Source organism: Candidatus Woesearchaeota archaeon, assembly GCA_018675335.1.
Classification (GTDB): domain Archaea; phylum Nanobdellota; class Nanobdellia; order Woesearchaeales; family UBA11576; genus JABJCP01.
In genome coordinates this window covers 172,029-193,412 of sequence record JABGYH010000007.1, presented here as the reverse complement: position 1 = coordinate 193,412, position 21,384 = coordinate 172,029, and the positions used below count along the sequence as shown (strand labels likewise).

25 protein-coding genes are annotated in these 21,384 nt (G+C 30.7%); 10 read left to right on the top strand and 15 right to left on the bottom strand.

All coding sequences use genetic code 11. The features are described from left to right. Positions 1 to 15: 15 nt before the first annotated feature. Positions 16 to 435, bottom strand: a complete 420-nt coding sequence (locus HN587_05305; GenBank protein ID MBT7903254.1) for a hypothetical protein — start codon at positions 433 to 435, stop codon at positions 16 to 18. Between the two features lie 253 nt (positions 436 to 688). Here HN587_05305 and HN587_05300 point away from each other — a divergent pair, with 253 nt between their 5' ends. Beyond that, positions 689 to 1,285, top strand: coding sequence for a hypothetical protein (locus HN587_05300; GenBank protein ID MBT7903253.1), 597 nt, complete (start codon positions 689 to 691; stop codon positions 1,283 to 1,285). Between the two features lie 12 nt (positions 1,286 to 1,297). Here the strand turns inward: HN587_05300 and HN587_05295 are convergent, their stop codons facing one another. Then, positions 1,298 to 1,708 (bottom strand): DUF1295 domain-containing protein, encoded by a 411-nt coding sequence (locus HN587_05295; protein ID MBT7903252.1) that lies wholly within the window; start codon positions 1,706 to 1,708, stop codon positions 1,298 to 1,300. A gap of 53 nt (positions 1,709 to 1,761) precedes the next feature. Then, positions 1,762 to 2,694: a 4-demethylwyosine synthase TYW1 gene (locus tag HN587_05290; protein ID MBT7903251.1), complete on the bottom strand. Its 933-nt coding sequence runs from the start codon at positions 2,692 to 2,694 to the stop codon at positions 1,762 to 1,764. A 67-nt stretch (positions 2,695 to 2,761) separates the two neighbouring features. Between HN587_05290 and HN587_05285 the strand changes: the two genes are divergently transcribed. Next, complete coding sequence (locus HN587_05285; protein ID MBT7903250.1) at positions 2,762 to 3,262, top strand: hypothetical protein; 501 nt, start codon at positions 2,762 to 2,764, stop codon at positions 3,260 to 3,262. Positions 3,263 to 3,818: 556 nt separating this feature from the next. Here the strand turns inward: HN587_05285 and HN587_05280 are convergent. Both HN587_05280 and HN587_05275 read right to left on the bottom strand, forming a co-directional pair. Next, complete coding sequence (locus tag HN587_05280) at positions 3,819 to 4,658, bottom strand: hypothetical protein (protein MBT7903249.1); 840 nt, start codon at positions 4,656 to 4,658, stop codon at positions 3,819 to 3,821. Between the two features lie 57 nt (positions 4,659 to 4,715). Beyond that, positions 4,716 to 6,335 (bottom strand): hypothetical protein, encoded by a 1,620-nt coding sequence (locus tag HN587_05275; protein MBT7903248.1) that lies wholly within the window; start codon positions 6,333 to 6,335, stop codon positions 4,716 to 4,718. Positions 6,336 to 6,654: 319 nt separating this feature from the next. Between HN587_05275 and HN587_05270 the strand changes: the two genes are divergently transcribed. Beyond that, entirely contained in the window at positions 6,655 to 7,758 is a 1,104-nt protein-coding gene (locus HN587_05270) for an AAA family ATPase (protein ID MBT7903247.1), read from the top strand. A gap of 56 nt (positions 7,759 to 7,814) precedes the next feature. Here HN587_05270 and HN587_05265 read toward each other — a convergent pair whose 3' ends face one another. From HN587_05265 to HN587_05250, 4 genes are all read right to left on the bottom strand, one after another. Continuing rightward, positions 7,815 to 8,288 (bottom strand): hypothetical protein, encoded by a 474-nt coding sequence (locus tag HN587_05265; protein MBT7903246.1) that lies wholly within the window; start codon positions 8,286 to 8,288, stop codon positions 7,815 to 7,817. 57 nt (positions 8,289 to 8,345) lie between these two features. After that, a complete protein-coding gene (locus HN587_05260) occupies positions 8,346 to 8,618 on the bottom strand; it encodes a DUF167 domain-containing protein (GenBank protein ID MBT7903245.1) in 273 nt (90 codons plus the stop codon). Continuing rightward, positions 8,619 to 8,936, bottom strand: a complete 318-nt coding sequence (locus HN587_05255) for a transcription factor S (protein MBT7903244.1) — start codon at positions 8,934 to 8,936, stop codon at positions 8,619 to 8,621. A gap of 86 nt (positions 8,937 to 9,022) precedes the next feature. Beyond that, on the bottom strand, positions 9,023 to 9,691 hold the full coding sequence (locus HN587_05250; protein ID MBT7903243.1) for a signal peptidase I: 669 nt from the start codon (positions 9,689 to 9,691) through the stop codon (positions 9,023 to 9,025). Between the two features lie 219 nt (positions 9,692 to 9,910). Here HN587_05250 and HN587_05245 point away from each other — a divergent pair, with 219 nt between their 5' ends. Continuing rightward, a complete protein-coding gene (locus HN587_05245) occupies positions 9,911 to 10,744 on the top strand; it encodes a hypothetical protein (protein ID MBT7903242.1) in 834 nt (277 codons plus the stop codon). A 97-nt stretch (positions 10,745 to 10,841) separates the two neighbouring features. On the opposite strand, the gene HN587_05240 is transcribed toward HN587_05245, so the two are convergent. Next, the gene (locus HN587_05240) at positions 10,842 to 11,438 is read right to left on the bottom strand and encodes a hypothetical protein (GenBank protein ID MBT7903241.1); all 597 of its coding nucleotides are present in this window, start codon (positions 11,436 to 11,438) and stop codon (positions 10,842 to 10,844) included. 66 nt (positions 11,439 to 11,504) lie between these two features. On the opposite strand from HN587_05240, the gene HN587_05235 reads away from it, so the two are divergent. Beyond that, the gene (locus tag HN587_05235; GenBank protein ID MBT7903240.1) at positions 11,505 to 12,263 is read left to right on the top strand and encodes a hypothetical protein; all 759 of its coding nucleotides are present in this window, start codon (positions 11,505 to 11,507) and stop codon (positions 12,261 to 12,263) included. Between the two features lie 22 nt (positions 12,264 to 12,285). On the opposite strand, the gene HN587_05230 is transcribed toward HN587_05235, so the two are convergent. From HN587_05230 to HN587_05220, 3 genes are all read right to left on the bottom strand, one after another. Further along, a complete protein-coding gene (locus tag HN587_05230) occupies positions 12,286 to 12,498 on the bottom strand; it encodes a hypothetical protein (GenBank protein MBT7903239.1) in 213 nt (70 codons plus the stop codon). 63 nt (positions 12,499 to 12,561) lie between these two features. Further along, positions 12,562 to 12,924: a peptidyl-tRNA hydrolase gene (locus HN587_05225; GenBank protein ID MBT7903238.1), complete on the bottom strand. Its 363-nt coding sequence runs from the start codon at positions 12,922 to 12,924 to the stop codon at positions 12,562 to 12,564. 89 nt (positions 12,925 to 13,013) lie between these two features. Next, positions 13,014 to 14,111 carry a DUF1704 domain-containing protein gene (locus HN587_05220; GenBank protein ID MBT7903237.1) on the bottom strand — a complete coding sequence of 366 codons (1,098 nt, stop codon included), beginning with the start codon at positions 14,109 to 14,111 and terminating at the stop codon, positions 13,014 to 13,016. A gap of 148 nt (positions 14,112 to 14,259) precedes the next feature. Here HN587_05220 and corA point away from each other — a divergent pair, with 148 nt between their 5' ends. Continuing rightward, entirely contained in the window at positions 14,260 to 15,237 is a 978-nt protein-coding gene (corA, locus tag HN587_05215; GenBank protein ID MBT7903236.1) for a magnesium/cobalt transporter CorA, read from the top strand. 244 nt (positions 15,238 to 15,481) lie between these two features. After that, positions 15,482 to 17,410, top strand: coding sequence for a threonine--tRNA ligase (thrS, locus tag HN587_05210; GenBank protein ID MBT7903235.1), 1,929 nt, complete (start codon positions 15,482 to 15,484; stop codon positions 17,408 to 17,410). A 119-nt stretch (positions 17,411 to 17,529) separates the two neighbouring features. Here thrS and HN587_05205 read toward each other — a convergent pair whose 3' ends face one another. Next, on the bottom strand, positions 17,530 to 18,429 hold the full coding sequence (locus tag HN587_05205; GenBank protein MBT7903234.1) for a phosphate uptake regulator PhoU: 900 nt from the start codon (positions 18,427 to 18,429) through the stop codon (positions 17,530 to 17,532). 132 nt (positions 18,430 to 18,561) lie between these two features. Between HN587_05205 and HN587_05200 the strand changes: the two genes are divergently transcribed. The 3 genes from HN587_05200 (at position 18,562) to HN587_05190 (ending at position 20,436) form a co-directional block, all read left to right on the top strand. Continuing rightward, on the top strand, positions 18,562 to 19,590 hold the full coding sequence (locus tag HN587_05200) for a hypothetical protein (protein ID MBT7903233.1): 1,029 nt from the start codon (positions 18,562 to 18,564) through the stop codon (positions 19,588 to 19,590). A gap of 74 nt (positions 19,591 to 19,664) precedes the next feature. Next, the gene (locus HN587_05195) at positions 19,665 to 19,898 is read left to right on the top strand and encodes a HypC/HybG/HupF family hydrogenase formation chaperone (GenBank protein ID MBT7903232.1); all 234 of its coding nucleotides are present in this window, start codon (positions 19,665 to 19,667) and stop codon (positions 19,896 to 19,898) included. 31 nt (positions 19,899 to 19,929) lie between these two features. Further along, complete coding sequence (locus tag HN587_05190; protein MBT7903231.1) at positions 19,930 to 20,436, top strand: hypothetical protein; 507 nt, start codon at positions 19,930 to 19,932, stop codon at positions 20,434 to 20,436. Here the strand turns inward: HN587_05190 and HN587_05185 are convergent. After that, positions 20,433 to 21,347, bottom strand: coding sequence for a DMT family transporter (locus tag HN587_05185; GenBank protein ID MBT7903230.1), 915 nt, complete (start codon positions 21,345 to 21,347; stop codon positions 20,433 to 20,435). The two genes, HN587_05190 and HN587_05185, sit on opposite strands and share 4 nt — an antisense overlap. Between the last annotated feature and the right edge of the window lie 37 nt (positions 21,348 to 21,384).

Genomic DNA, 21,384 nt, shown 5'->3' with positions numbered 1-21,384 from the left:
AAACTCCTAACTTCTTTATTTACGTTCGCTGTTCATATGAACTACAAACATCAGTCCTGCAATACATAAAATGATAAAAAATGCGCCAGATAAGAAATATTTTGCAAAGTTTTTAATGCCTAGATCATACGAGTCGTCTTTTTCTAAATCAGAAACGGTACTTCCCGTAATCCCTCCTCCAGTATAAAGTAAAGAAATTATTCCACTTATCATTAATAATGTTATTACAATTCCAGGCAGGATTGCATTATTAAGTTGTTTTTTTTCAGTTCTTTGTTGGTGAAGTTTCTTATAAAAATTATCTTCTTTATGCGCACTTATTATTTGATTGTGTCTATCTCTCATATTTTCGAGTTTGTTATCTAAGTGCTTTATTTGATTGTGCGTTGCTTCTAATTCTTCTAGAAGTTTTCCTCTTTTTTTACGTTTAATCATTTTTCATCTAATTATCCATCTTTTATTTATATAGTTTTCTTATTTTTTTACTCTGCTTATTTTTTTTTTACTTGGGTGAGTTTTTTAGTTCTAATTTTAGGTTAGTTTGATCGACTCAACTGAGTACATTATGCACACTCATGCGGATAATTTAATGTAATTTTTTTCAATAAAATTTATTTTTTATTTGTGATTAAGTTATGATTAATTTATAAACAAAACATTTATAAAACTTTTATCAATCTTTCAGATCATGAAACTACTAGTTTTTGTTGATCTTCACGGTTCTTTAAGTGCACTTAAGAGTTTAAGATCTATTGTGAAAAAACGTAATCCTGATTTAATTATTTGTTTGGGTGATTTATCTTTATTTGAAGATGGATTGGATTATTTAGTTAAACGAGTTGCAAATCTTAAAAAACCAATTCTAATGCTTCATGGAAATCACGAAAGTGATTATATTATGAAAAAGGCTTGTGCACCATATGATAATATTACTTTTCTTCATAAAAAAGCGCACCGTATTGATAATTATGTTTTTATTGCTTGGGGTGGAGGAGGTTTTTCTCAAGAAGATACTGCTTTTGAAAAATTCGCTAAAAAGTCAATGAAAAAAATTAAGAAAGATGATAAAGTTATTTTGCTAACTCACGGACCACCATTTGGAACTAAATTAGATGATTTGTATGGGGATCATGTTGGTTGTGCATCTTATACAGAATTTATTTTTGAGCATAAACCGCTTCTTGCAGTATCAGGACACATTCATGAAACTGCGTGCAGAAAACAAAAAATTGGTCCAACTCGTCTTTCAAATCCAGGACCAAAGGGTAAAATATTTGTGATTTGATGCGTGTATTAATTAAAACCAAGTAGTTTCTTTATATTTAATATATTTTTTCTTAAATTTTTTAATCATAATTTTTTCTTCTTCATTTGAACGTATAAATAAAATACATCCGACAAACAATCCTAAAATCCAAAATGCGATTGAATTAATTAAGAGCCCAATCCCGATTAAATTAATGCAAATTCCTACGTAGAGGGGATGTCTTATTTTTGAATATATTCCATGACTTACAAGTTTTTTGGCTTTTGGAAGTGCAGTGAAAGAATCTCCTAATTGTATTCGTCCAATCCACCAAATAATCAGGCCTAATGTTGCGATAAGTATTTTCCAAATATTATTCAAACTCCAAAATTGGATGAATAAACAAATAGAAACTACACTAAAAATAATGGGCATAATTTTTTCTACTTTTTCTCGTCTCATTTTTTTATTGTTAGTTTTATTGTTGTGTTTAAATAATTTTAAAATAGTTTTTATTATTCAAATTTCATTATTCTTCCATCAAAGTCTTCTTTCATTAAAAGAACAACTCTACTTTCTTGTTGTTCATCAATGAGTTTGTAATCGCAATGTTTGCATATTTCTTTGGCAAATGCTTTTACTTCATCATGGTGGGGCATATTTTCTAGAACTAGTCGTTCTCTGCTTGCACCAACAAACATATATGCTTTAACTTCAATAAAATGCGCATTTGATTTTTCTATGAGCTCAGCATATTTTTCAGGCTGAGTTAGATTGATTCCTTTAACAATTGTTATTCTCAAGCTCATGCGTCCTTCGTCATGTCTTTCTCGCATGATATCTAAGCTTTTCATTAATCGTTCCCAGCTATCTTTGTGGGTTGGATTGCATAATTTTTTATGAATTTCTTCATTAGGTGAATCGAGCGATATGTATAGTTGAGTTGGCAGAGTAATTTCTTTTAAAACATCAGGCAACATTCCATTTGTTACAACAAAACTAGTCATTCCTCTTTCTTTAATGAGTTTGATCATTTCATTTAATTTGGGATAATATAATGTCTCTCCAGTTAAACTAATTGCGATGTGAACTGGATGTTTTGCATCTTCTAATGTTTGTTTGTTAGATTTATCTGTTCCGCCAAGGCCTATTAGTAAGTCTGTTTGAGTTTTATCAATTTTATCTAATAATTCTGAAGGGATATCTACTGTTGTAAATGGTTCATTATATCGTTCTCGCCAACAATACTCGCAAGCCATATCGCAAAAGTTAACTGTTGTAGAAATTTGTGCACATTTGTGACTTCTAATACCATAAAATTTTTGTTTATAACAATGTCCTTCATCTCTAATGCTTCTCTTAGTCCAACTACATATTTTTAGTGCGCTATGTTCTCCTAAAAACCTATACCCTTGTTTTTCAAGTTTTTTTGTTATTTCTTTGTTCATTTTATTTTTACCCAGGGTTATTATTTTCCAAAACTTATTTAAATGTTATTTATTTCTTATTTAAATTATGAAAATCAAAGATTTAATTGATAAATTAGCTAACAATTCTGAGTTTATAGCTTGGAAAGAGTCTCATAAGGATACTTTGCTAGCACATATATTTTTTATTTGTGATAATCCTACTTTGATAAATTATGATATTGGGTATTATACTGCTGACAATAACCGTATGACTACTTTTTTAGTTTCCGGTGATGATATTAAAATTAATAGTGATCAAGAAATTTTTAAAGATCCAACTCATCCAATTCTTGAGCTTGATCTTTCAAAAATAAATCTTGAGTTTGAAGAAGCAATAGGGCTTGCAAGCGCACTTCAACAGGAAAAATATTCTGCAGATCTTCCAATGAAAAAATTTGTTATTCTTCAACATATTAAACAAGGACTAGTTTGGAATGTAACTTTTATGACTCAATCTCTTAAGACATTAAATATTAAGATAGATGCAGAGTCAAAAGAGATTGTTGAACACAAAGCAACTTCTATGATGGATTTTACTGCGAATTAAACACTTAGGTTAAGTGATTATGTTAGTTCACTTGATTTTCCGGTTTAGTGTTTTTTTAATATATTTTCAATCTGTTTCCAATTTGTTTTTAAACTAATCTCGTCGAGAATATTTTTTGTAGGTTTTATTTAATGTTTATATAATTTTTTTTATATACTCAGGTTATGTTCACTCGCAAATGATATCGCAACAGAGTATATATGTTTGCATTGTTATGTTTTACTTGCAAATTATTTATAAGTTTGCTCATTTTGTTTTATGTTATGAAAACTTTTTTTTGAAAGTTTTTGTATATCACAAATATTTCAATTTCAAAGGGGTTACAAAAAGAGGGATGCAGGGCCCTGATTTCAGGGTTCTGCTGGCTTATTTTAATTTCTTTTTAAAAAAATAGAGGTGTTTTTTTATGAGTCCAAGCAAAATTAGTTATGACGCGATTGTTAAAAATACAACATTATCTGAATTTTCTAAATCTGAAGAAGAAGAATAAAATAATTTAAAAAAATATTTTGAAGATTTTTTTCTTCACTATTTCTATTTTGCAAATAAATCAAACTTACTCAAACCTAGCACCACTAACTAATCTGCCTTCTAGTGCTTGTTCAATAATTTCTACGCTAAATCTTTCTGTGTCTTTCGGACCTCTAGGATCTCTTGTACTTAAGTAAACAACTTTGCAGCCATATCCGCTAAGCATTTCGCGTAACCATTTTGATTGATATTTAGTATTTGCAGCGTCTAAAAATGGTGCGTTCTCAAACTTACATTTATCTTGTTTTTTTCTCATTGCAAGACGTTTAACTGCAGTCAGGCCATCTAAATCGCAGATTATGTATACATCAGGCCGGTTTCTTATCGCAAGCACGTTGCCAGGTATTTGAACAATTCTTTCAACTTCTAAATCGCCATCATCTTGTATTGATTGATATACTACGCTTGTAACAAAACTTCTTTCACTAATCACATGAACTCCATCTTGTAAAGCTGGAAGAATTGTTTTGGGAATTAATATTCCTCTATTGTAAGCATATAATGCAGCAGTATCTTCTGCACTAACGTCGAGTCCTTCAATTTCATGTGTTGCATGGTTGCGAATTTTTAATCCAACTCCTTCAAAAGTGGGTTCACATAGAATAATTGAGTCTAATTTAATTCCTGAATCTGCAAAGTATTTTTTTAAATCTTCATATGCTGGACAAACATCTGTTGTTCCATAAATGTCTCTTAAAACTGCGCCTCCAACACCATCTTGCCAAGCCTCGGTTAAATTAAAAGTTCTCAAACCTTTTTGCGCAAACCACTCTTCAATTCCTTTCACAATAGTTCCTTGACCAGATCCATCAATTCCTTCCATTGCCAAGTAAATTCCCATTCCTGATTCTGGATTATATGTCATTTTCAAACCTCGTTTACTCTTCTTTATCATAACTATTTAGAATAAATATATTTTAATTTATTCCTTACTTTTTGCATCAACTCGACTAATTGATCCTTCATCAAGTCCGTCGAGTATCATGTGAAATTGTTTTCCAATTCTAGGATAAACTTGGGTTATGTGATCCGCCATATCTTTTGCAATTTTTCTATATGAAATATGTCCGCCTGGTTTTGTTCGTAGTTCTACCATGTAAAATGCGCTTCTAAGATTCATTCGCATATTGTATCTCACTTTAAATGCGAATGGGACTACATATTGTGCTTCTTCAGGTAGATCTGCATGAATTATGTTATGTGCGTCTGCTGCTTGTTCGATTACTTCTCTATATATTTGCTCAAATCCTGCGTCAATAATTTGTTCGGGAACATCATAACCATGAAGTGTTGTTAGTCTTTGAACTCGGTATGTTCCTGCCCTATGTCTTTGCAAATCTCGATATGCGCCATAATCCATAAGGACATCAAAGTCAACGATTGCATCTTCAAGCGCTCTTAATGGTTGGTGTGCAAATTCAGAATCTGGATTAAATAGATTTGGTTGAACTCGATGTTGAAAAAATGTATCTACTAGTCGGTCTTTATCAGTTTCGCTCATTGCTTTAACTCGACGTAATAATTCCGATTTTGGTAAATGCATATCGCGTAGATCATATAGCATTGCAGCAATTACTTTATCTTCTCCGTCGGGATCATGATAAACTAATTCTACTGGATCAACTTGGGGAATATCTTCTGCTACTCCTATGATTTCTTTTGCAAGATCATTTAACAGTTCAGGTGTTTGGGCAAAATATCCATTGTCGATTCCTTGATCAAAATGCGCTGAGCTATATGCAATTAAATAAGGGAGAACAAGTTTTAATTCATCGTGCATATCTCTTGCAACATCTCTTGATTCTTGTAGTGGTTGAGATAACATGTTAACTATTAGTGTATCAAGTGCTCGTGCATGGCCAGTAATTCCAACATTAGTTTGTGTGGCTCCTGGAAGTAAATATCTTAAAACATCGCATGCTTGAGGCCTGAATAATATTTTTGGTTTTTTTCCTGCAGCAAGTTGTCTTGCAATTGCAGGATCATCTTTGTGTTTGGCATGTAAAAATGCAATCATTGGATCAATTAGGGTTTGATAAGTTGACATTAAACCTGAAACTGCGGTTTGATATCTTGTGGCGTGTGATGACTTCATGATTGTTGGTTCCATAAATAAACTATTTTGATCAAACCAAACATATCTTGTTGATTTTTCAAGTGGGGATACCAATCTTCTTTCAAGAATTTTTGTGACTATATTTGATACTCCTTCTACTGCAATATGTCCTGTTCCAAGTTCTGCTACCGAATTATGGCCGAAGTCTTGTAAAAATTTTTTAAAAAATGATCTAGTTTTTGGATGATCTACTTGTAATAATTCAGGATGTGTTGTTACGACATCACAAACTTTTTGTAACACGTCACTTTTAACATATAATTCATCAAGAAATGTTCTTCTTAGATCTTTTGGATTTCTGCTGTATCGTGCAAATAAAATTGCAATTTCTTGTTCGGGCATCCAAGGTCGAACTGCAAAAATATCTTTATCTGTGTTTGTAAAAAATACATTTAATATTGCTTTTTCTTCTGAAGTGAATACCATTTAAACCACCTTACCTCTTTTTTTATTATTTTTGTGCGGGATTAAGTTAGTTTATTTTTTTATAAACTAAAGGTCCTTTTTTTAAATTAGAATTGTCTAAGTAGACTTTTTCTTTTTCGTATTATAATTTAGTATTATAATAAACAATTGAGATTTTATTTAAACTTTATTTTGTCTCGCATTAATGACTAAGTAAGTCAGGTATTCTCGTCGGAGTTTTTTCGATTTATATAGGTATTGCAAATGGGGGCATACTTGATCAGGGGTAGTATCTCTAAGTGCGAAAACTATTTATACTCTTTACATTTCATATTTTTGTATGATTGTTATTGGCCTAACTGGTACGAATTGTGCGGGAAAAGATTCTGTTGCAGAGTATTTAGTTGCAAAAGGTTTTATTCATCTTTCTTTGTCAGACATAATTAGGGAAGAGCTTAAATTACGCAAACAACCAATTACTAGGGATAATTTAATTGAGTTGGGGAATGAATTGCGAAAAAATTATGGTTATGGTGTTCTGGCAGAAAGAGCATTAAGAAAAGTAAATAAAGTTCCAGGGGAAAGATATGTTATTTCTTCAATTAGACATTCTGATGAGGCTAAAAAACTTAAAAAACATAAAAATTTCTTTTTAATTAATGTTGATGCTCCTGTAAAGATTAGATTTGATCGTATGACTAAAAGGAATAATGCAGGGGATGCAAAAACTCTAAAAGAATTTAAGTCTCTTGAAAAACGGGAGTTTGCAAAATCGGGTGCAGGGCAACAAATAGGGTTAGTTATTAAATTAGCAAAAATTACGATTCTTAACAATGCAGGGGAAGATGAGCTTCACAATAAAGTTGATTCATTATTAAATGATTTAAATGTTAAATTAGTTAAATCCGTGCGGCCAACTAAAGAGCAGTATTATCTTAATATTGCAAGTGAGATTGCAACAAGATCCACTTGTTTGAGCGTGCAATTTGGAAGTGTTATTGTAAAAGACGATCAAATTATTGCAACAGGTTATATTGGGGCACCTAGAAAAACTGATAGTTGTGTTGAGCGAGGTTTTTGTCTGAGGCGCAGATTAAAGATTCCGTCAGGGCAGCGTTATGAACTTTGTAGAAGTGTTCATTCTGAGATGAATGCAATTATTAATGCTGCAAGATCTGGCGCATCAATTTTAGAATCAGATTTATTTTTAAGCGGTATTCGAATTTATGAGGGTCAAAGAAAACCAATTGATATGCATCCTTGTTTTATTTGTAAAAAATTAATTATTAATGCGGGGATTGGTAGAGTTATTTGTTCTCAAGAAGATGGATCAACAAAAACGTTTATAGTTTCGGATTGGGTTAAAGATTGGCAAGGAACAGATTTAATTGATGATGTTCAAAAGTACGATGCTAAGTATTATGCTAAGACTAATAATAAATAAATTCTTTTTCTGTTTTAATTAATTTTAATAAATATTGGCCATTATTTGTGTTTTATTTACTTTTTCTCATAAATAATTAACTGTTTGTGTTTAGAATTTGAAGTCATAGGGATTCCTGCTTGTTCTCCTAATTCTTGAATTTTTAAATTTTCCATATTGGGTTTTCTAATGAAGAATACTTCTGCATCGTATTTATTATCAATAAATTTTTTATTTCGATACGCTAAATTCATGCTATCTTCGGAAAATGGTTTTCCATCTGGTTCTTTGTCAAGCCAGGGGGGAATTATAAAGTCTGGTTCAACAAAAATAATGAAATCAAAATCAGAAAACAAACTTCCTCTAAATCCAGGTGGTTCGTATTCTCCAAATTGGTATTTAACAGATGAGCCAATTAATATAATTTTAATTATTTTATTATCTGGTAATAATTTGTTTTTTAGTTTTTTGATGGCTTTATTTCTAAGCTGATGGGTGTTTTCAGTTGAAAAAATAGTTTTATTAGGTCTGCTTTTCAAATGTTCTTCCATGGGCTGAGGAAGTTTTTAGAAATTTATTAATGTTTCCATCAATATCTGATAATTATATTAAATCTGAATTATTTTCTCTCTTGATTTAAGTCCAGAAATAATGGTTACTTTGCATTTTAGAAGTTTAGAAAAAAATTTAATTATTGCAGTGTTTGCTCGATCTTTATCAGGCACTGCAGCAACTGCAATTTTAAAAGCTTGTTTTTGGGAATCCCAAAAAAGTATTTTAGTTTTAGGTGCATTTGGTTTAACAATTATTTTTACTCGTTGATTTTTAAGTTTTTCAATAACTGTATTTGCACTAAACTGTTCACATTCAGTTATGGCCATTTAACTATAATCTCTCCAAGTGTGTTTGCAGTTTTTACACTTTAAAAATTTAGTTTCTGGTTCATCACTTGATCGGGTCTGTACTAACCAAAAATATGCATCTTCACATCCGCACTTATCACAGTCGGCTTTAGTTAATGGCAATATTTCAATTTCTGAGTCTACTACTTCAATTTCTTGATCGTCGTGTTTTTGTTTTTCTGAGAGTCTTGGTTTCATTTCATGCTCAGATTTATATCCACAACTACATGCCATTATTTTTCTGTTTCCATCTTTTTTGGGCATAAGTAGTGCTCCACATTTTGGGCAAAATAACATTTTCAAGTCACCTGTTTATTTGATTATTTTTTTAATCTTTTTATTTTATTAGTTTTAAATATTCTATTTTATTCTTTTTTTTTGATTTATTTTATGATTCCTATTTTTTGTAATCCTTCTACAAACCATATTTTGATATATCCTAAATATGGGATTCTAAATACTGCTTTGCCGATGACAAAATCAGATGATATTTGTTTTTCAAAATTTGATGAAGTGGGATTGTGATCGCCTTTTGTAGTGAATGTTATTTGTGATTCAACCGAATCGGAGTATTCATTAACTTTTACAATTCGATGAATTATTGGATTTGATTTTCCTGCTTCAAAAACTAACACATCTCCTTGTTTTAATTTTTCGGGAGCTGAGCCATAAATGAGCATTATATCTCCTTTGTTAAATCCATTTTTATATCTATATTCTTTGAATTGTTCTTTAGTAATTTCGTATTTTGAATAATGTAATTCTTGATTGCATACTGTGATTGTGTTTTGGCTAAGTGAATCGCAATATGCTCCACTTTCCCACCATTGATCGAAGTTGCCATCATGCTCCATACTTCCAGAAACTACTGCGACTATTGGGTATGAAGTGCTCAAGATCAGTCCTAAAATAGGATAGATTATGAATTTTATGAGTACAAATGCCAGAATTACATTAACTGCCCAGCTGAGCCAACTATCGTCTTCCCAGATAAAATACCAAACTTTTTTCCAGATTCTTTTGGCGTTTTTAAGGCTCATCCCTTTTTTCATATCCTTTTTTCTAAATAAAATCTTTATAAATATTTCTGTTGCAGTATTTAAATGCTGGTGGCATATCTTGGGTATTGGTTTAGTATTAGTTTTTAAATAAGATTTTTGTATTAATCAGTATACAGAGTATTATTTTTAAACTGGGTAATTATTATTAATGCTGTTCAATTATGCTTCTTTTCAAAAACCTTTATAAATTAAGTTCTGTTTTGCAACTATATGAAATTTTCAGGGTTAAAGTCTAGGCGGTTTTGTCCTAAATGTGGGAAAGACCTGCCTTCTGATGAAAAGTCAAAAAAAGCTACATTTTGTAAGGGGTGTGCTTTAGATAATTTGGATGTTACTTTTAAAGAAGTTGCAATTAAAGTTTGCGTTGAGTGTAAAAAATTTATGTATAGGGGTATTTGGAGTGCATATGATGAATTAGATAAAGCAATTGTTAAGTCTGCTTTATTAAAAATTGTCAATCCTCAAAATTTGGAAATAAGTCTTTTACCTAATATTGGAGATATTCAATACAATAAGCCAGGATTAAGGCAAGAAATAGAGCTTGACGCAACAGTAAGTTATGAAGGATTAGAAGTTGAGTTTGTAATTCCTGCATTTCTTGATTTTACGTATTGTGCGCATTGTTCTAAAAAAGGAACTCAATATTTTGAAGGAGTTCTTCAATTGCGTGAAGTAACTGATGAGATCGTGAATTTTGTAAAAGAAGATGTTGCGAGTAGCGAATATAAAGGTGCATTTGCTAACAAAGAGTCATTAGTTAAAAATGGGGTTGATTTTTATCTAACTTCTAATAAATATTTAAGAGAAATTGGTGAAAAGCTTAAACGTAAGTTTGGTGGGGAACTAAAAACTTCTAAAAAACTTTTTTCTCATAATCATCAAACTAGCAGAGATATTTATCGTATGTGTATTATGTTTCGTCCTAGAACTTTTTCGTTAGGTGATGTTGTTGAAGTTAATGGCAAACAAGTTCAAATCAAAAGTTTAGGTCTTCGTCCGCATGGTATTGAGTTAAAAAATGGTAAAAAAGTATTTGTTAAGTAAGTTCTAGTTTGTTATTTATGGTTTAATTATATTTCATTCAGCTAAATTCTATTCTCTCAATATTTTACTTAAAATCCCTATTTTGCCTAAATTAAATTTACCACTTGCAATTTGTTTTTTCACTTCTTTCTTTTGGTTCATCATGCCAGCCTCGGGCACTCCATACGTCGCACATGTGAACAAATGCAGCTATAGGTTTCATGGTTCTTTTGCCAGGAGTCCAAACGCCTATTTCGCCTTCAGCATAATCAATTGCATTAAAGTGATCTTCTGTTAATTTAAATCCATATTCTTTGATCTTTTCGCGTCCAAATTGTTTGATATAATTTCGATCTTTCATTTCAGGTTTTATTTTGACTTCGCAATTTTCGCGTAATTCATACTTCCAAGGTTTTTCTATATCGTGTAAAAATAATCCAATTAAAACATCAGAAAGTGTGAATGGCAAAGTTCGCAACCTATTTAATGTAGGATAAAGTTGAACACCAATATTCATAATTTCTGTAATGTGGTGGGTATATCCTCCTTCCCAATATTGGTGATTTGCTTTAGAGCCTCTTGCAGTTCTAAGTAACTCTTTATTTTCATCTAAAAATTGTCTACAACTTGTTTGATTGGGTTCATCAATCATTTTCACTAGTGAGTCTATTGAGTAATATTTTTGTTCATCTGTTTTGGGTTCGTATTCTCCCATGTTTTATCACCAAAACTCAGAAACACAAAGAAACTTTTATATATGTAAAACAACTTTTAAAAGTTTATGGAGCTTTCGCAAGTTTTAGATTCATTAAATTTGAACAAATATGAAAAAGAAACTATTTTATATCTCTCAACCGTAGATTCTGCCAGTGCTAAGGACATTTACAAAAATACTCAAGTTCCAAAAGGTAGAATTTATTCAATTATTCAAGAGTTAAAAGAATATAATTTTGTTAAAGTAATTCCAACTTCTCCAAAAACATACAAAATTGAAGATATTAAAGATTCTTTAAAATTATTCATAAATCAAAAAAAAGAAAATTTAAACAATAAACTTACGCAAATAGATAATTTAGGTGTTATTCCTAAAAAATTTAATATTAAAAAAAAGGATCCTTCTGTTTTAATTTTTACGGGAAGGGATGAACACATGAATGCACTTATTTTTATGAGATCATCAGCAAAAAAAGAATTAATTCAAATCGCACCATTATTTGTGGGTAAATATTCATCTAATCTTGCACTGTATAAAGCGTTGAATCGAAAAGTAAAAGTTAAAATAATTATCAAAAAAATAACATCTCAAAACAAGAAAAATGTTACTGAATGTATTTTGTTAGGTGCGGACATTAGACAACTTAATTCTCCTGAACTTTTAAGTTTATTAATTAAAGATAATCAAGAATTTTTATTGGGAGTTCAAGATCATCGTCGTGAAGAAGAAAGATTAACTTTATTTAGTAAAAATCCTGCACTTTTAGAAAGTTTGCAAGCTACTTTTATTAAACTGTGGAAAAAAGCTAATAAAGTAAATATTTGAGGGATAAACATAACAAACTTTGTTATCTTTTCTTTTTTAATAGTTTTATTCTACTTTTTCGATTTGATTGAACTCTTTTTAGAACTGGTTTACTTATTTTTTTCTTTGTGATTAGTTTAGATAATTTGTTTGTCATTCGTTTAAATTTTCTGTCTGTTTTTTCAAGTTCTTCTTCGTCTAATAAGTATTCATCTTCTTTTTCCATTTCCTTTATTTTTTTAGAATCGGGTTTCATTTTTACCTCTTTTTGGTTAATGTTTTTTTAAATAACTGATGAATTTTAAAAATGGAGTGTGAGTTATAATGGGCTTAATTTTCCCGTTACAAGATCAATTTCAGTTTCCAGGTCAGGTCCTATTGCAAGACAAGTTTTAGTTCCAGGTTCAACAACTGTTCTTCCCGCATCAGTTATGAGTGCAGTATTTATGCCTTGATCTTTTGCCTGTTGCATATATTTTAGTAAGTCTCCTTCTGAATTTATTTTCAAAACAATTTTTTTTTGACCTTCTTGTCGCCATTTACGAACTTTATCTTTAGATTTATCTAATTGTTTTAATACTGCTTCAACTGCTGCATGTCCACATTGTGCGCCAATTTTTCCTTTTGGCAGTTTTAGATCATTTCTAACTAAAATAACTAATTTCATTTCTTCTGCATTCATTTTTCTAACTAATCTTCCCACGGCTTGTATTATTCTCTTCATAATATTACTTTATTTATAATTTTATTTAAATTTTCCTCAAAAAGTCTTTAGAATTCGGTTAGTGCTTTAAACAAGTCTTTTCTAAGTAGAAATTTGGGTGTTTTAATTCCGGGTATCTTTTTTACATCATCAACATGTTCAAGTCCTATTTTTCCATAATATAAGTCTTTAATGGATCCTCCTCCTTCAATAAATCCCTTGACTTTGAGGTATCCATCTAAATAAACATAGTCTTTAGTGCACCCGCCGGGTTTGCTTGAATCGCCCAGTCCTCTTTTAGCTCGTAATGCAAATTGAAATGCCCAATCTTTACTCATGTAAGTTTGTAAATAATTATAAATTTCAGAAAAACTTTTATCAAGTGCCATATCTGTTGCAATTGCTCTTGCAGCATATTTTTGTAATACTCTTTTGTCAAGAAGGCCGCATCGTTCTTCATTATAAACTGCAAATCCTTCTTCTGTTGCGAGATAATTAGGAAAGCCAGTAGCAAATATTTTGTAGGGTTGAAGTCTTCCATTTTCTGCCCTTAATACGTGCGTGCCTATTTCATGAACTATTAATTGTTTGATAAATCTTTGACTATACCTCATATTTTTATTCAGTAAAACTATTCTTTTTGAAGGTTGAACCATGGCAGACGCACTCATGTCAACATGATCAACAAGATAATCAAAACCGTAATGTTTTACTTCTGCATGTAATTGGTGTACTGCCGTAAGTGAACTCTCCGTTTTTCCAGTTTCAGTCTGAGTTACATCTAACAATTTTTTTGCATCATCAATTAGTCCTTTAGTGCCTTGACCAAAACTATTAAGGCCATGTTTCGTAAATTGGGAAGTTCCGCGTGATTGAATTGCCTTTGCTCGATTTAAAATTCCTATTCGTTTCTTTTCAAATATGTTGCCCATAATTGAATTATGTGAGTTAATACTTTCAATTTCTGCAATAGTTGATTCAAAATCTACATCTTCATATTCAAATAATGGATTATAATCCGAATCTGATAAAACTATTTTTTTTTCATGTTCTATGTTGGTGGGATTAATGAGTGCAAACTGTATTTGTTTTCCAATTTCAAATAATTGTTCATCTATTTTTTTTAATTGTTCAGTTCCTTCTGTGTGATCAAACTTACTTATCATGTTATTTTTTGTTTTTTTAATTTATTTAAACATTGTGTTGTTACATTTTTGAGATGAATAATTGTTTAAATTAGTTTTTCCTTTTAATTTTTTAATTTAATTCCATATTGCGTAATATTTATATACTCCTCGATCCTTTTTATAGTGTATGCTTAATGTTTTTCATAAAAAAAGAGGGGTTGTTAGCAAGACTAATCAATATTCATCTAAAGAGTTTTCTTCTCAAGAGTTTATTTGGTTTGATTTAGTTAATCCATCTAGTGAAGAATTAGTTCTAGTTTCTGAAGCGTCAAAAATTCCTTTAGTTGATCTTAAAGATTATTCAGGGTCTAATGAACGCCCGAAGGTTTATGATGAAGATGACTTTTCATTGATTGTTTTTGGTGCTCCGCATGAGCAGAAAAGAATTCATCATGGGCCGCATAAAAATTTTGAAGTTGAAACAGCATCGATGTCTTTTTTTATAACTAAAAAAAAGAAAGTAGTAACAATTCGTAAACAAGAATTTGGTGCAATTAATAGGGTTTACAAAAAAATAGAAGTAAAACCTAATTTTATGAACTCTCACGTTTCTTTAATTCATTTAATTTTAGATGAAATGCTTGCTGACTTTTTTCATTTTTTAGACACGTTTGATTTAGATATTGATACTGTGGAAAATGAAGTTTTTAAAAAAGCAGAATCTGCACACATTAATAGAATTTTTCGTATAAAAAAATCGTTAATTTATTTCCATAAAACTTTAATTGCAAATAGAGAAGTTATTACTGCAATTGAAAAAGGTTATCTTGCAGCATTTTCTAAAAAAGAAACTTTAAAATTTAGGGATTTGTATCACGACATAACTCAATTAATTGATTCTGGAGAAACATTACGAGATATTCTTACTGGAATTATTGATATTTATTTATCTTCTGTTTCTAATAATCTTAATATTGTTATGAAGCGTTTAACTGTTATGGCATCATACATTCTGGTTCCAACTTTAATTAGTGGAGTTTATGGTATGAATTTTAAGTTTATGCCTGAATTATATTGGAAATATGGTTACGCATTTGCATTGATTACTATGATAGTTTCAATTCTAGCCATGCGTTGGTATTTCAAAAAAGAGAGTTGGCTCTAAATAGAAAAACTAATTTTGTATAGCAATTGAGGATAGCCAAAAACAGTAGTTCTCTTATTTCTCTCTTTAAAGGGTAATATTCCTATCCTACCACAAATTATTTAAATCAAATATGCATTCTTAATTCTGGTACTTTACGTACTGCGTTTTTTAAGTAATTGTACATTAGAAAAAATATCCTCTATTAAGAGATATGTCGACATACTTATTAAATGAATAAAACAACGAAATATAAGGTGATTGTATGGTAAAAATAACCTTCCCTGATGGGAACATAAAAGAATACGAAAAAGTCTGTGGACTCGATATCGCAAGAGGAATTAGTCCTGGACTTGAGCAAGCAGCACTTGCAGTTAAAGCAAACGACAAATTATTAGATTTAACTACTACAATCACAACAGATTCAAAAATTCAAATCATTACTTTTAGAGATTCGGAGGGAGTGGAAATTTTTCAACACTCAGCAACACATCTTTTAATGCATGCATTATCTAGATTATATGGTGCAATTCCGGGTATTGGTCCTGCAATTGAAAGTGGTTATTATCATGACTTTGATTGTGAGACTCAAATTAATATTGATAATCTTCCTGAAATAGAGCAAGAAATGAAAAAAATAGTAAAAGAAAGAATTGAAATAAAAAAAATAGTTAAACCAATTGAAGAAGCTGTTGATTTTTTAAAAAAGAAAGGGTACAAATATACTCTTGAACTTGTTGAAGAGTTAAAGGAAAAAGGAGAAACTGAAGTTTCATTTTATGAGCAAGGAGATTTTATTAATATGTGTAAAGGTCCGCACGTTCCAAACACAAGTAAACTGAAAGCTTCAAAATTAACTAAAATTGCAGGAGCTTATTGGAGAGGAGATGCAAAAAATAAACAACTTCAAAGAATTTATGGGATTTCTTTTCCTGATAAAAAACCATTAAAAGAAAAATTAAGACAAATTGAAGAAGCAGAAAAAAATGACCATAATAAAGTTGGAAGACAAATGAGTCTTTTTACAACTAGTGATATTATTGGTCAAGGACTTCCGTTAATGATGCCAAAAGGCAGTAAGATATTGCAAATTCTTCAACGTTGGATTGAAGATGAAGAAGAAAGCAGGGGTTACTTGCTTACAAAAACTCCTGTCATGGCAAAAAGTGAGTTATACAAAGTCTCAGGTCACTGGGAACACTATAAGGATGGAATGTTTCAAATAACTAATGATGGTGATATTCTCGCGCTAAGACCTATGACTTGTCCATTTCAATTTATTATCTATAATGCTGAGTCTAGGAGTTATAGGGATCTTCCTATAAGGTACAATGAAACTTCTCCTCTTTTTAGAAAGGAAGAATCAGGGGAGATGCATGGTCTAACTAGGATACGTCAGTTTACGCTATCCGAAGGTCATATTGTTTGTAGGCCAGATCAATTGGAACATGAGTTTAAGGAAGTTGTTGATTTAGTAAATTATATTATGAAGACTCTTAAGATTGACGATATAATTTGGTATAGATTTTCAAAGTGGGATCCTAATAAAGAGGGTGGAAAATATATTGATAATCCGAAAGCTTGGGAAGGTTCACAAAAAGCAATGAAAAAAATTCTAGACGATCTTAATCTTGATTATGTTGAAGCAGAGGGCGAAGCTGCATTTTATGGTCCTAAGCTAGACATTCAGACAAAAAATGTTTACGGAAAAGAAGATACGTTAATAACTATTCAAATTGATTTTGCATTACCGGAAAGATTTGACATGACTTATGTTGATACTGATGGAGTGAAAAAAAGACCTATGATAGTTCACAGATCTTCAATTGGTTGTTATGAAAGAACTCTTGCACTTTTAATCGAGCACTATAAAGGAAAATTCCCTCTTTGGTTAAATCCTAACCAAGTTAAAATTTTAACTGTGGCGGATAGACATATTGATTACGCAAAAAAACTCAAAGAAGAGTTTAACAAAAATAAAGTCAGGGTTGAAATTGATGAACGATCTGAGTCTATTCCTAAAAAAGTTAGAGCTGCGCAACTTGACCAATTTAACTATATTTTGGTTGTTGGAGATAAAGAACAAGAGAGTCATACTGTAAACATAAGAACTAGGGATAATGTTGTTCACGGGGAGAAACCAGTAATTGAATTCATAGAACAAATCTTAAAAGAAATTGATGAAAGATTATAATATCAAAAACTAGGTTTTTTTAATATTTTTTTTTTAATATTTTTGTATTTTTTTAATTTTTTTTGTTGTCTTAATTTTTTTTATTTTCTTTGTTGTTCTTTTTTTTAATCATATTTTTATTAACACATCATAACCAGCATGATTTTCATAATGTCTGCTATTAGTTCTGCAATCTTTCTCATCCTATAGGTGAACTGTAATTCTTCGCTAGTTACATTTTTATATACTTTTTTAGTTTGATCGCGAATATCATTTTTTTGATCGAGTATTTTCATTGCAAGATTAGGATCATAGTTGTAAAATAAATTATAAAAATCTTCATTCATTTTAACAATTTGCTCAAATAGTGGTATTAATTCTTTTCTAACTCCTTTTTCTGTATTTTTGTAAAGTCTTGAATACTCGTCGCCGAGTAATTCTAAAAATTGAATTACGTTGTAGTGGTGTTGTGTTTTTTCAAAGTCTTTGTGGCCTTTTTTATTTAAAATTCGCAAACAATACGCGCAGAATTTATTTACTTCGCGATCCCTTATCCATAATTCTTTTAATTGAGTTATGTCTTTTTTCTTTAAACAATCAAGACCATCTTTTGCCATAAATAATACTAGGCGAAATAGTCGTCTTTCGATCATATCAAATTCTACTTCATTATTTCCTGATAAATCTCTTATGAGTAAATGATTTTTTGTTTGTTCGACGGCTTCATAACCAATTAAACTTTCAGTCATGTGCATGACCCAGTCTGCTTCTTTTGGTTCTTTATATTTTACAATGACCTCATCGTCTCCTCTTATGTATACGTTGGTTATGGAAACAAAAACTAAACTTCTACTCCATGAGCTAATATTAATTTCACTTTTTTTACTTTTGAATTCTTTTTGAGTTGAGATTATGAGTTTTTTATTATCTTCTTCAAGGTTTATTTCGTCTCCGGAATTTAAACTGAATTTTTTTGCCCATGAAGCAGGTAAACTAACTGTGAGCGTTGATGCACCTTGTTTGATTATTTTTCGTCTCATGGTTATTTACTGAGTGGCGCATATATTTAAACTTTTCTAAAAAAATATACTTCTAAAAAAAGTATATTCGTATATTCTAAAATATATTTCATACACAAAACGAATATATTGCGTATATGTTTAATTACTATCATGACATCAACAACCCATAAACAAAGACAAAACCAAGGACAAAACCAAGGACAAAACCAAGGACAAAACCAAGGACAAGACCTGGGACGAGGTCGAGGACAAGATCAAGGACAAGATCGAGGACAAAAACAAGGACAATTACATCTTCATACTCCATTTTCTGATGGGGAGATAACCTTAGATCTTTTATTGGCAGCACCATATGATTTTGTTGCAATATCAGATCATGATACAATGGAGGGCATTTCTACTTATGGGCAATTAGAACAAATAACTGGTATTGAAGTAATTCCTGCAGTTGAAATCACTTGTCAATTTGAGGGTAAGAAACTTCATGTATTATCTTATTGGCCTGATCAGTCAAGTCAAGAATTTAAGGGGGCTTTAGCTAAGTTTAGGTATGATCGTTCAACAAGAACGCAAGAAACAATTTCATTACTATCTCAAAATGGATTTGATATATCGATGGACGATTTTTCAAAGTATGGTAAATTAATTGTAAAAAATAATATTGCGCATGAAGTTTATCAAAAACCTAAAAACCGAGCACGATTAGAAAAAGAAGGAATAACCTCTGAGAGTGCGTTCAAAAAAACGTATCTAACTCCTGGTTCAAAAGTTTATCCTGAATTAAAACGACCTGATGCTACCAAAATTCTTCCACTTTCAAAAGGAGTTTTGGTTTTAGCACATCCTGGAAGAAATCTAAAATTGGGTGCTGAAGATTATCTTGTTAAAAAATTAATAGATCAGATTGGTATTGTGGGTGTCGAATCAGGTAGTAGACATCATGCTCCTGAACAAAATGTGCATTATTATAATCTGGCTAGATCATTAGGGTTAATTACGGTGCAAAGTGGAGATGTTCATAGAACAGATCAGATTAATTCAAATATTGAGACTTATTCAGCGTTAGCGAAATTAAAACGTGCGAAAGAAGTTTCGCGGCGGGGTACGACTCCTTATGCACCATCAAATAACTATGCGGCACAAAATTCACTTGCCTGTACTGCAGAAGGTTTATTTTAAACATTTGAAGCGATAAATTTAATCGGGGGTTTACAAATACTTTTATATATTATTTAGGTCATAATTGCAGGCATATGTGTTTGTCAATACCTGGAAAAATTGTAGAAATTAAGTCTGATACTGCAATTGTTGACTATGGTCACACTAAACGCGAAGTTAAACTTCTTGAAATTCCTAAATTGGGCGAATACGTTTTAGTCTCAGGCGGGTTTATTGTGTCTATTGTAAGTGAGCGTGAAGCGCTTGATTTTCTGAAAACATTAAAACAAATGGAAGAACAATCAGTAAATTATTGTGATGATGAGTAAATAATTCAGTCATAAAATGGAATAAGTAACAATGGAATCAGTAGAACATTATTTTTTGAAATATGCATTTCCTTGTGCATTTGTTTTAGTTCAACAAGGGAAAATAACTGAAGAAAAGCGCCTTGCATTAGAAACTGCATTGTTAAATAAAACTCCTCTTGATAAATCTGAACTTGAACTTCTTTTTCCTTCTGCTTTTAGGAGAATTAAACAAGTGGCAATTCAGTTAAACAAACCTATTTGGGACAGATCAATTATTGAAGTTTATTTTAAAGAATTTCATAATAAATTTATTGATGGAAAAGAAGGTTTTTATTCTAAAACTCCTCCCTCATTCAGAGAATTTTGTAAAGTTCATAGGGTAAAAATTATTATGCGTAATGAAACAACTGCCAAAGTTGAGTATTTAGAACCTAACGACAATATTAATCGACCAAAACATATGATTGTGAAGTTAATTCCAAATGTTAAAGTTGGTGATATAGTTTTTACTCATTTAGGTTATCTTATTGAGATTGCAAATTCCAACTGGGATTAATTAATAGAATTAAATTTTAGGTTTGAATTTTTATTTGTGATAATTTGTTTTTCTAAAAAAATAACTGATATTATTCCGACTCCAATAAACATAACTCCAATAATTTGATTGATGTTTAAAATATTGTCTAAAAATATTAGGTTAAGTAAGCTGGTTATTATTGAGCCGAACATTAAAATGCAAGTTGCAACAGTTGCGCTGACTTTTTGCAGTCCAGTATACCACGTCCAAACATAACCTAGCAAAAATATTGAAGTGATAATGATCCATAATATTTGTTCATAATTCATCATTAATACTTCTCTAATCTCTCCTGCTGCAAATAAATATCCTAAAATAAACATGCTTCCAAATCCCATTCTGCCTAATGCTACAATCTTTGGTTGAACAGTTTTTAATATTTTTTTTGACAAAATAGTTTCCCCTGCCCAACATACTGTGGCAAGAAAAATAAGTAAATCTCCTAAATTTAAGGTTTGCCAACTTAATCTTAAAAGAAGAATATTTCCTATTAGGAGGGTTGCACCAACAAATATGGTTTGTTTATTTAATTTTTCTTTAAAAAATATTATTGATAGTATCGCAACATAAACAAACATTGTTTTGTGGATGAACGCACCTTTAATTCCTGTGGTGATACTCAATCCTTTAAAGAAGAGTAAAAATGGTATGCTTCCACCTAATAGTCCAATAACGCTCAAAAAACCCCATTCTTTTTTTTTTAATGATTTAATTTGTTTGAATTCTTTAAGTCCAATTATGGTGACTAATAATAATGCAAAAACAAGAATATTTTTTGAAAAAGTAAAAACGCTAGGATTTATTCCGCCGACTCCTATTTTATTTAGGAATATTGCCAGTCCACTTATTACTGCGGTTAGAAATACAAATATTAGTCCTCTTTTTTCCATATTGCTCACTTAAATCCAAAACCATATAAATACTTTT

Excerpts from the sequence above, each read along its gene's own strand:
- HN587_05305 (MBT7903254.1), bottom strand. The coding sequence starts at position 435 with ATGATTAAACGTAAAAAAAGAGGAAAACTTCTAGAAGAATTAGAAGCA.
- HN587_05300 (MBT7903253.1), top strand. The coding sequence starts at position 689 with ATGAAACTACTAGTTTTTGTTGATCTTCACGGTTCTTTAAGTGCACTT.
- HN587_05295 (MBT7903252.1), bottom strand. The coding sequence starts at position 1,708 with ATGAGACGAGAAAAAGTAGAAAAAATTATGCCCATTATTTTTAGTGTA.
- HN587_05290 (MBT7903251.1), bottom strand. The coding sequence starts at position 2,694 with ATGAACAAAGAAATAACAAAAAAACTTGAAAAACAAGGGTATAGGTTT.
- HN587_05285 (MBT7903250.1), top strand. The coding sequence starts at position 2,762 with ATGAAAATCAAAGATTTAATTGATAAATTAGCTAACAATTCTGAGTTT.
- HN587_05280 (MBT7903249.1), bottom strand. The coding sequence starts at position 4,658 with ATGACATATAATCCAGAATCAGGAATGGGAATTTACTTGGCAATGGAA.
- HN587_05275 (MBT7903248.1), bottom strand. The coding sequence starts at position 6,335 with ATGGTATTCACTTCAGAAGAAAAAGCAATATTAAATGTATTTTTTACA.
- HN587_05270 (MBT7903247.1), top strand. The coding sequence starts at position 6,655 with ATGATTGTTATTGGCCTAACTGGTACGAATTGTGCGGGAAAAGATTCT.
- HN587_05265 (MBT7903246.1), bottom strand. The coding sequence starts at position 8,288 with ATGGAAGAACATTTGAAAAGCAGACCTAATAAAACTATTTTTTCAACT.
- HN587_05260 (MBT7903245.1), bottom strand. The coding sequence starts at position 8,618 with ATGGCCATAACTGAATGTGAACAGTTTAGTGCAAATACAGTTATTGAA.
- HN587_05255 (MBT7903244.1), bottom strand. The coding sequence starts at position 8,936 with ATGTTATTTTGCCCAAAATGTGGAGCACTACTTATGCCCAAAAAAGAT.
- HN587_05250 (MBT7903243.1), bottom strand. The coding sequence starts at position 9,691 with ATGAAAAAAGGGATGAGCCTTAAAAACGCCAAAAGAATCTGGAAAAAA.
- HN587_05245 (MBT7903242.1), top strand. The coding sequence starts at position 9,911 with ATGAAATTTTCAGGGTTAAAGTCTAGGCGGTTTTGTCCTAAATGTGGG.
- HN587_05240 (MBT7903241.1), bottom strand. The coding sequence starts at position 11,438 with ATGGGAGAATACGAACCCAAAACAGATGAACAAAAATATTACTCAATA.
- HN587_05235 (MBT7903240.1), top strand. The coding sequence starts at position 11,505 with ATGGAGCTTTCGCAAGTTTTAGATTCATTAAATTTGAACAAATATGAA.
- HN587_05230 (MBT7903239.1), bottom strand. The coding sequence starts at position 12,498 with ATGAAACCCGATTCTAAAAAAATAAAGGAAATGGAAAAAGAAGATGAA.
- HN587_05225 (MBT7903238.1), bottom strand. The coding sequence starts at position 12,924 with ATGAATGCAGAAGAAATGAAATTAGTTATTTTAGTTAGAAATGATCTA.
- HN587_05220 (MBT7903237.1), bottom strand. The coding sequence starts at position 14,111 with ATGATAAGTAAGTTTGATCACACAGAAGGAACTGAACAATTAAAAAAA.
- corA (MBT7903236.1), top strand. The coding sequence starts at position 14,260 with ATGCTTAATGTTTTTCATAAAAAAAGAGGGGTTGTTAGCAAGACTAAT.
- thrS (MBT7903235.1), top strand. The coding sequence starts at position 15,482 with ATGGTAAAAATAACCTTCCCTGATGGGAACATAAAAGAATACGAAAAA.
- HN587_05205 (MBT7903234.1), bottom strand. The coding sequence starts at position 18,429 with ATGAGACGAAAAATAATCAAACAAGGTGCATCAACGCTCACAGTTAGT.
- HN587_05200 (MBT7903233.1), top strand. The coding sequence starts at position 18,562 with ATGACATCAACAACCCATAAACAAAGACAAAACCAAGGACAAAACCAA.
- HN587_05195 (MBT7903232.1), top strand. The coding sequence starts at position 19,665 with ATGTGTTTGTCAATACCTGGAAAAATTGTAGAAATTAAGTCTGATACT.
- HN587_05190 (MBT7903231.1), top strand. The coding sequence starts at position 19,930 with ATGGAATCAGTAGAACATTATTTTTTGAAATATGCATTTCCTTGTGCA.
- HN587_05185 (MBT7903230.1), bottom strand. The coding sequence starts at position 21,347 with ATGGAAAAAAGAGGACTAATATTTGTATTTCTAACCGCAGTAATAAGT.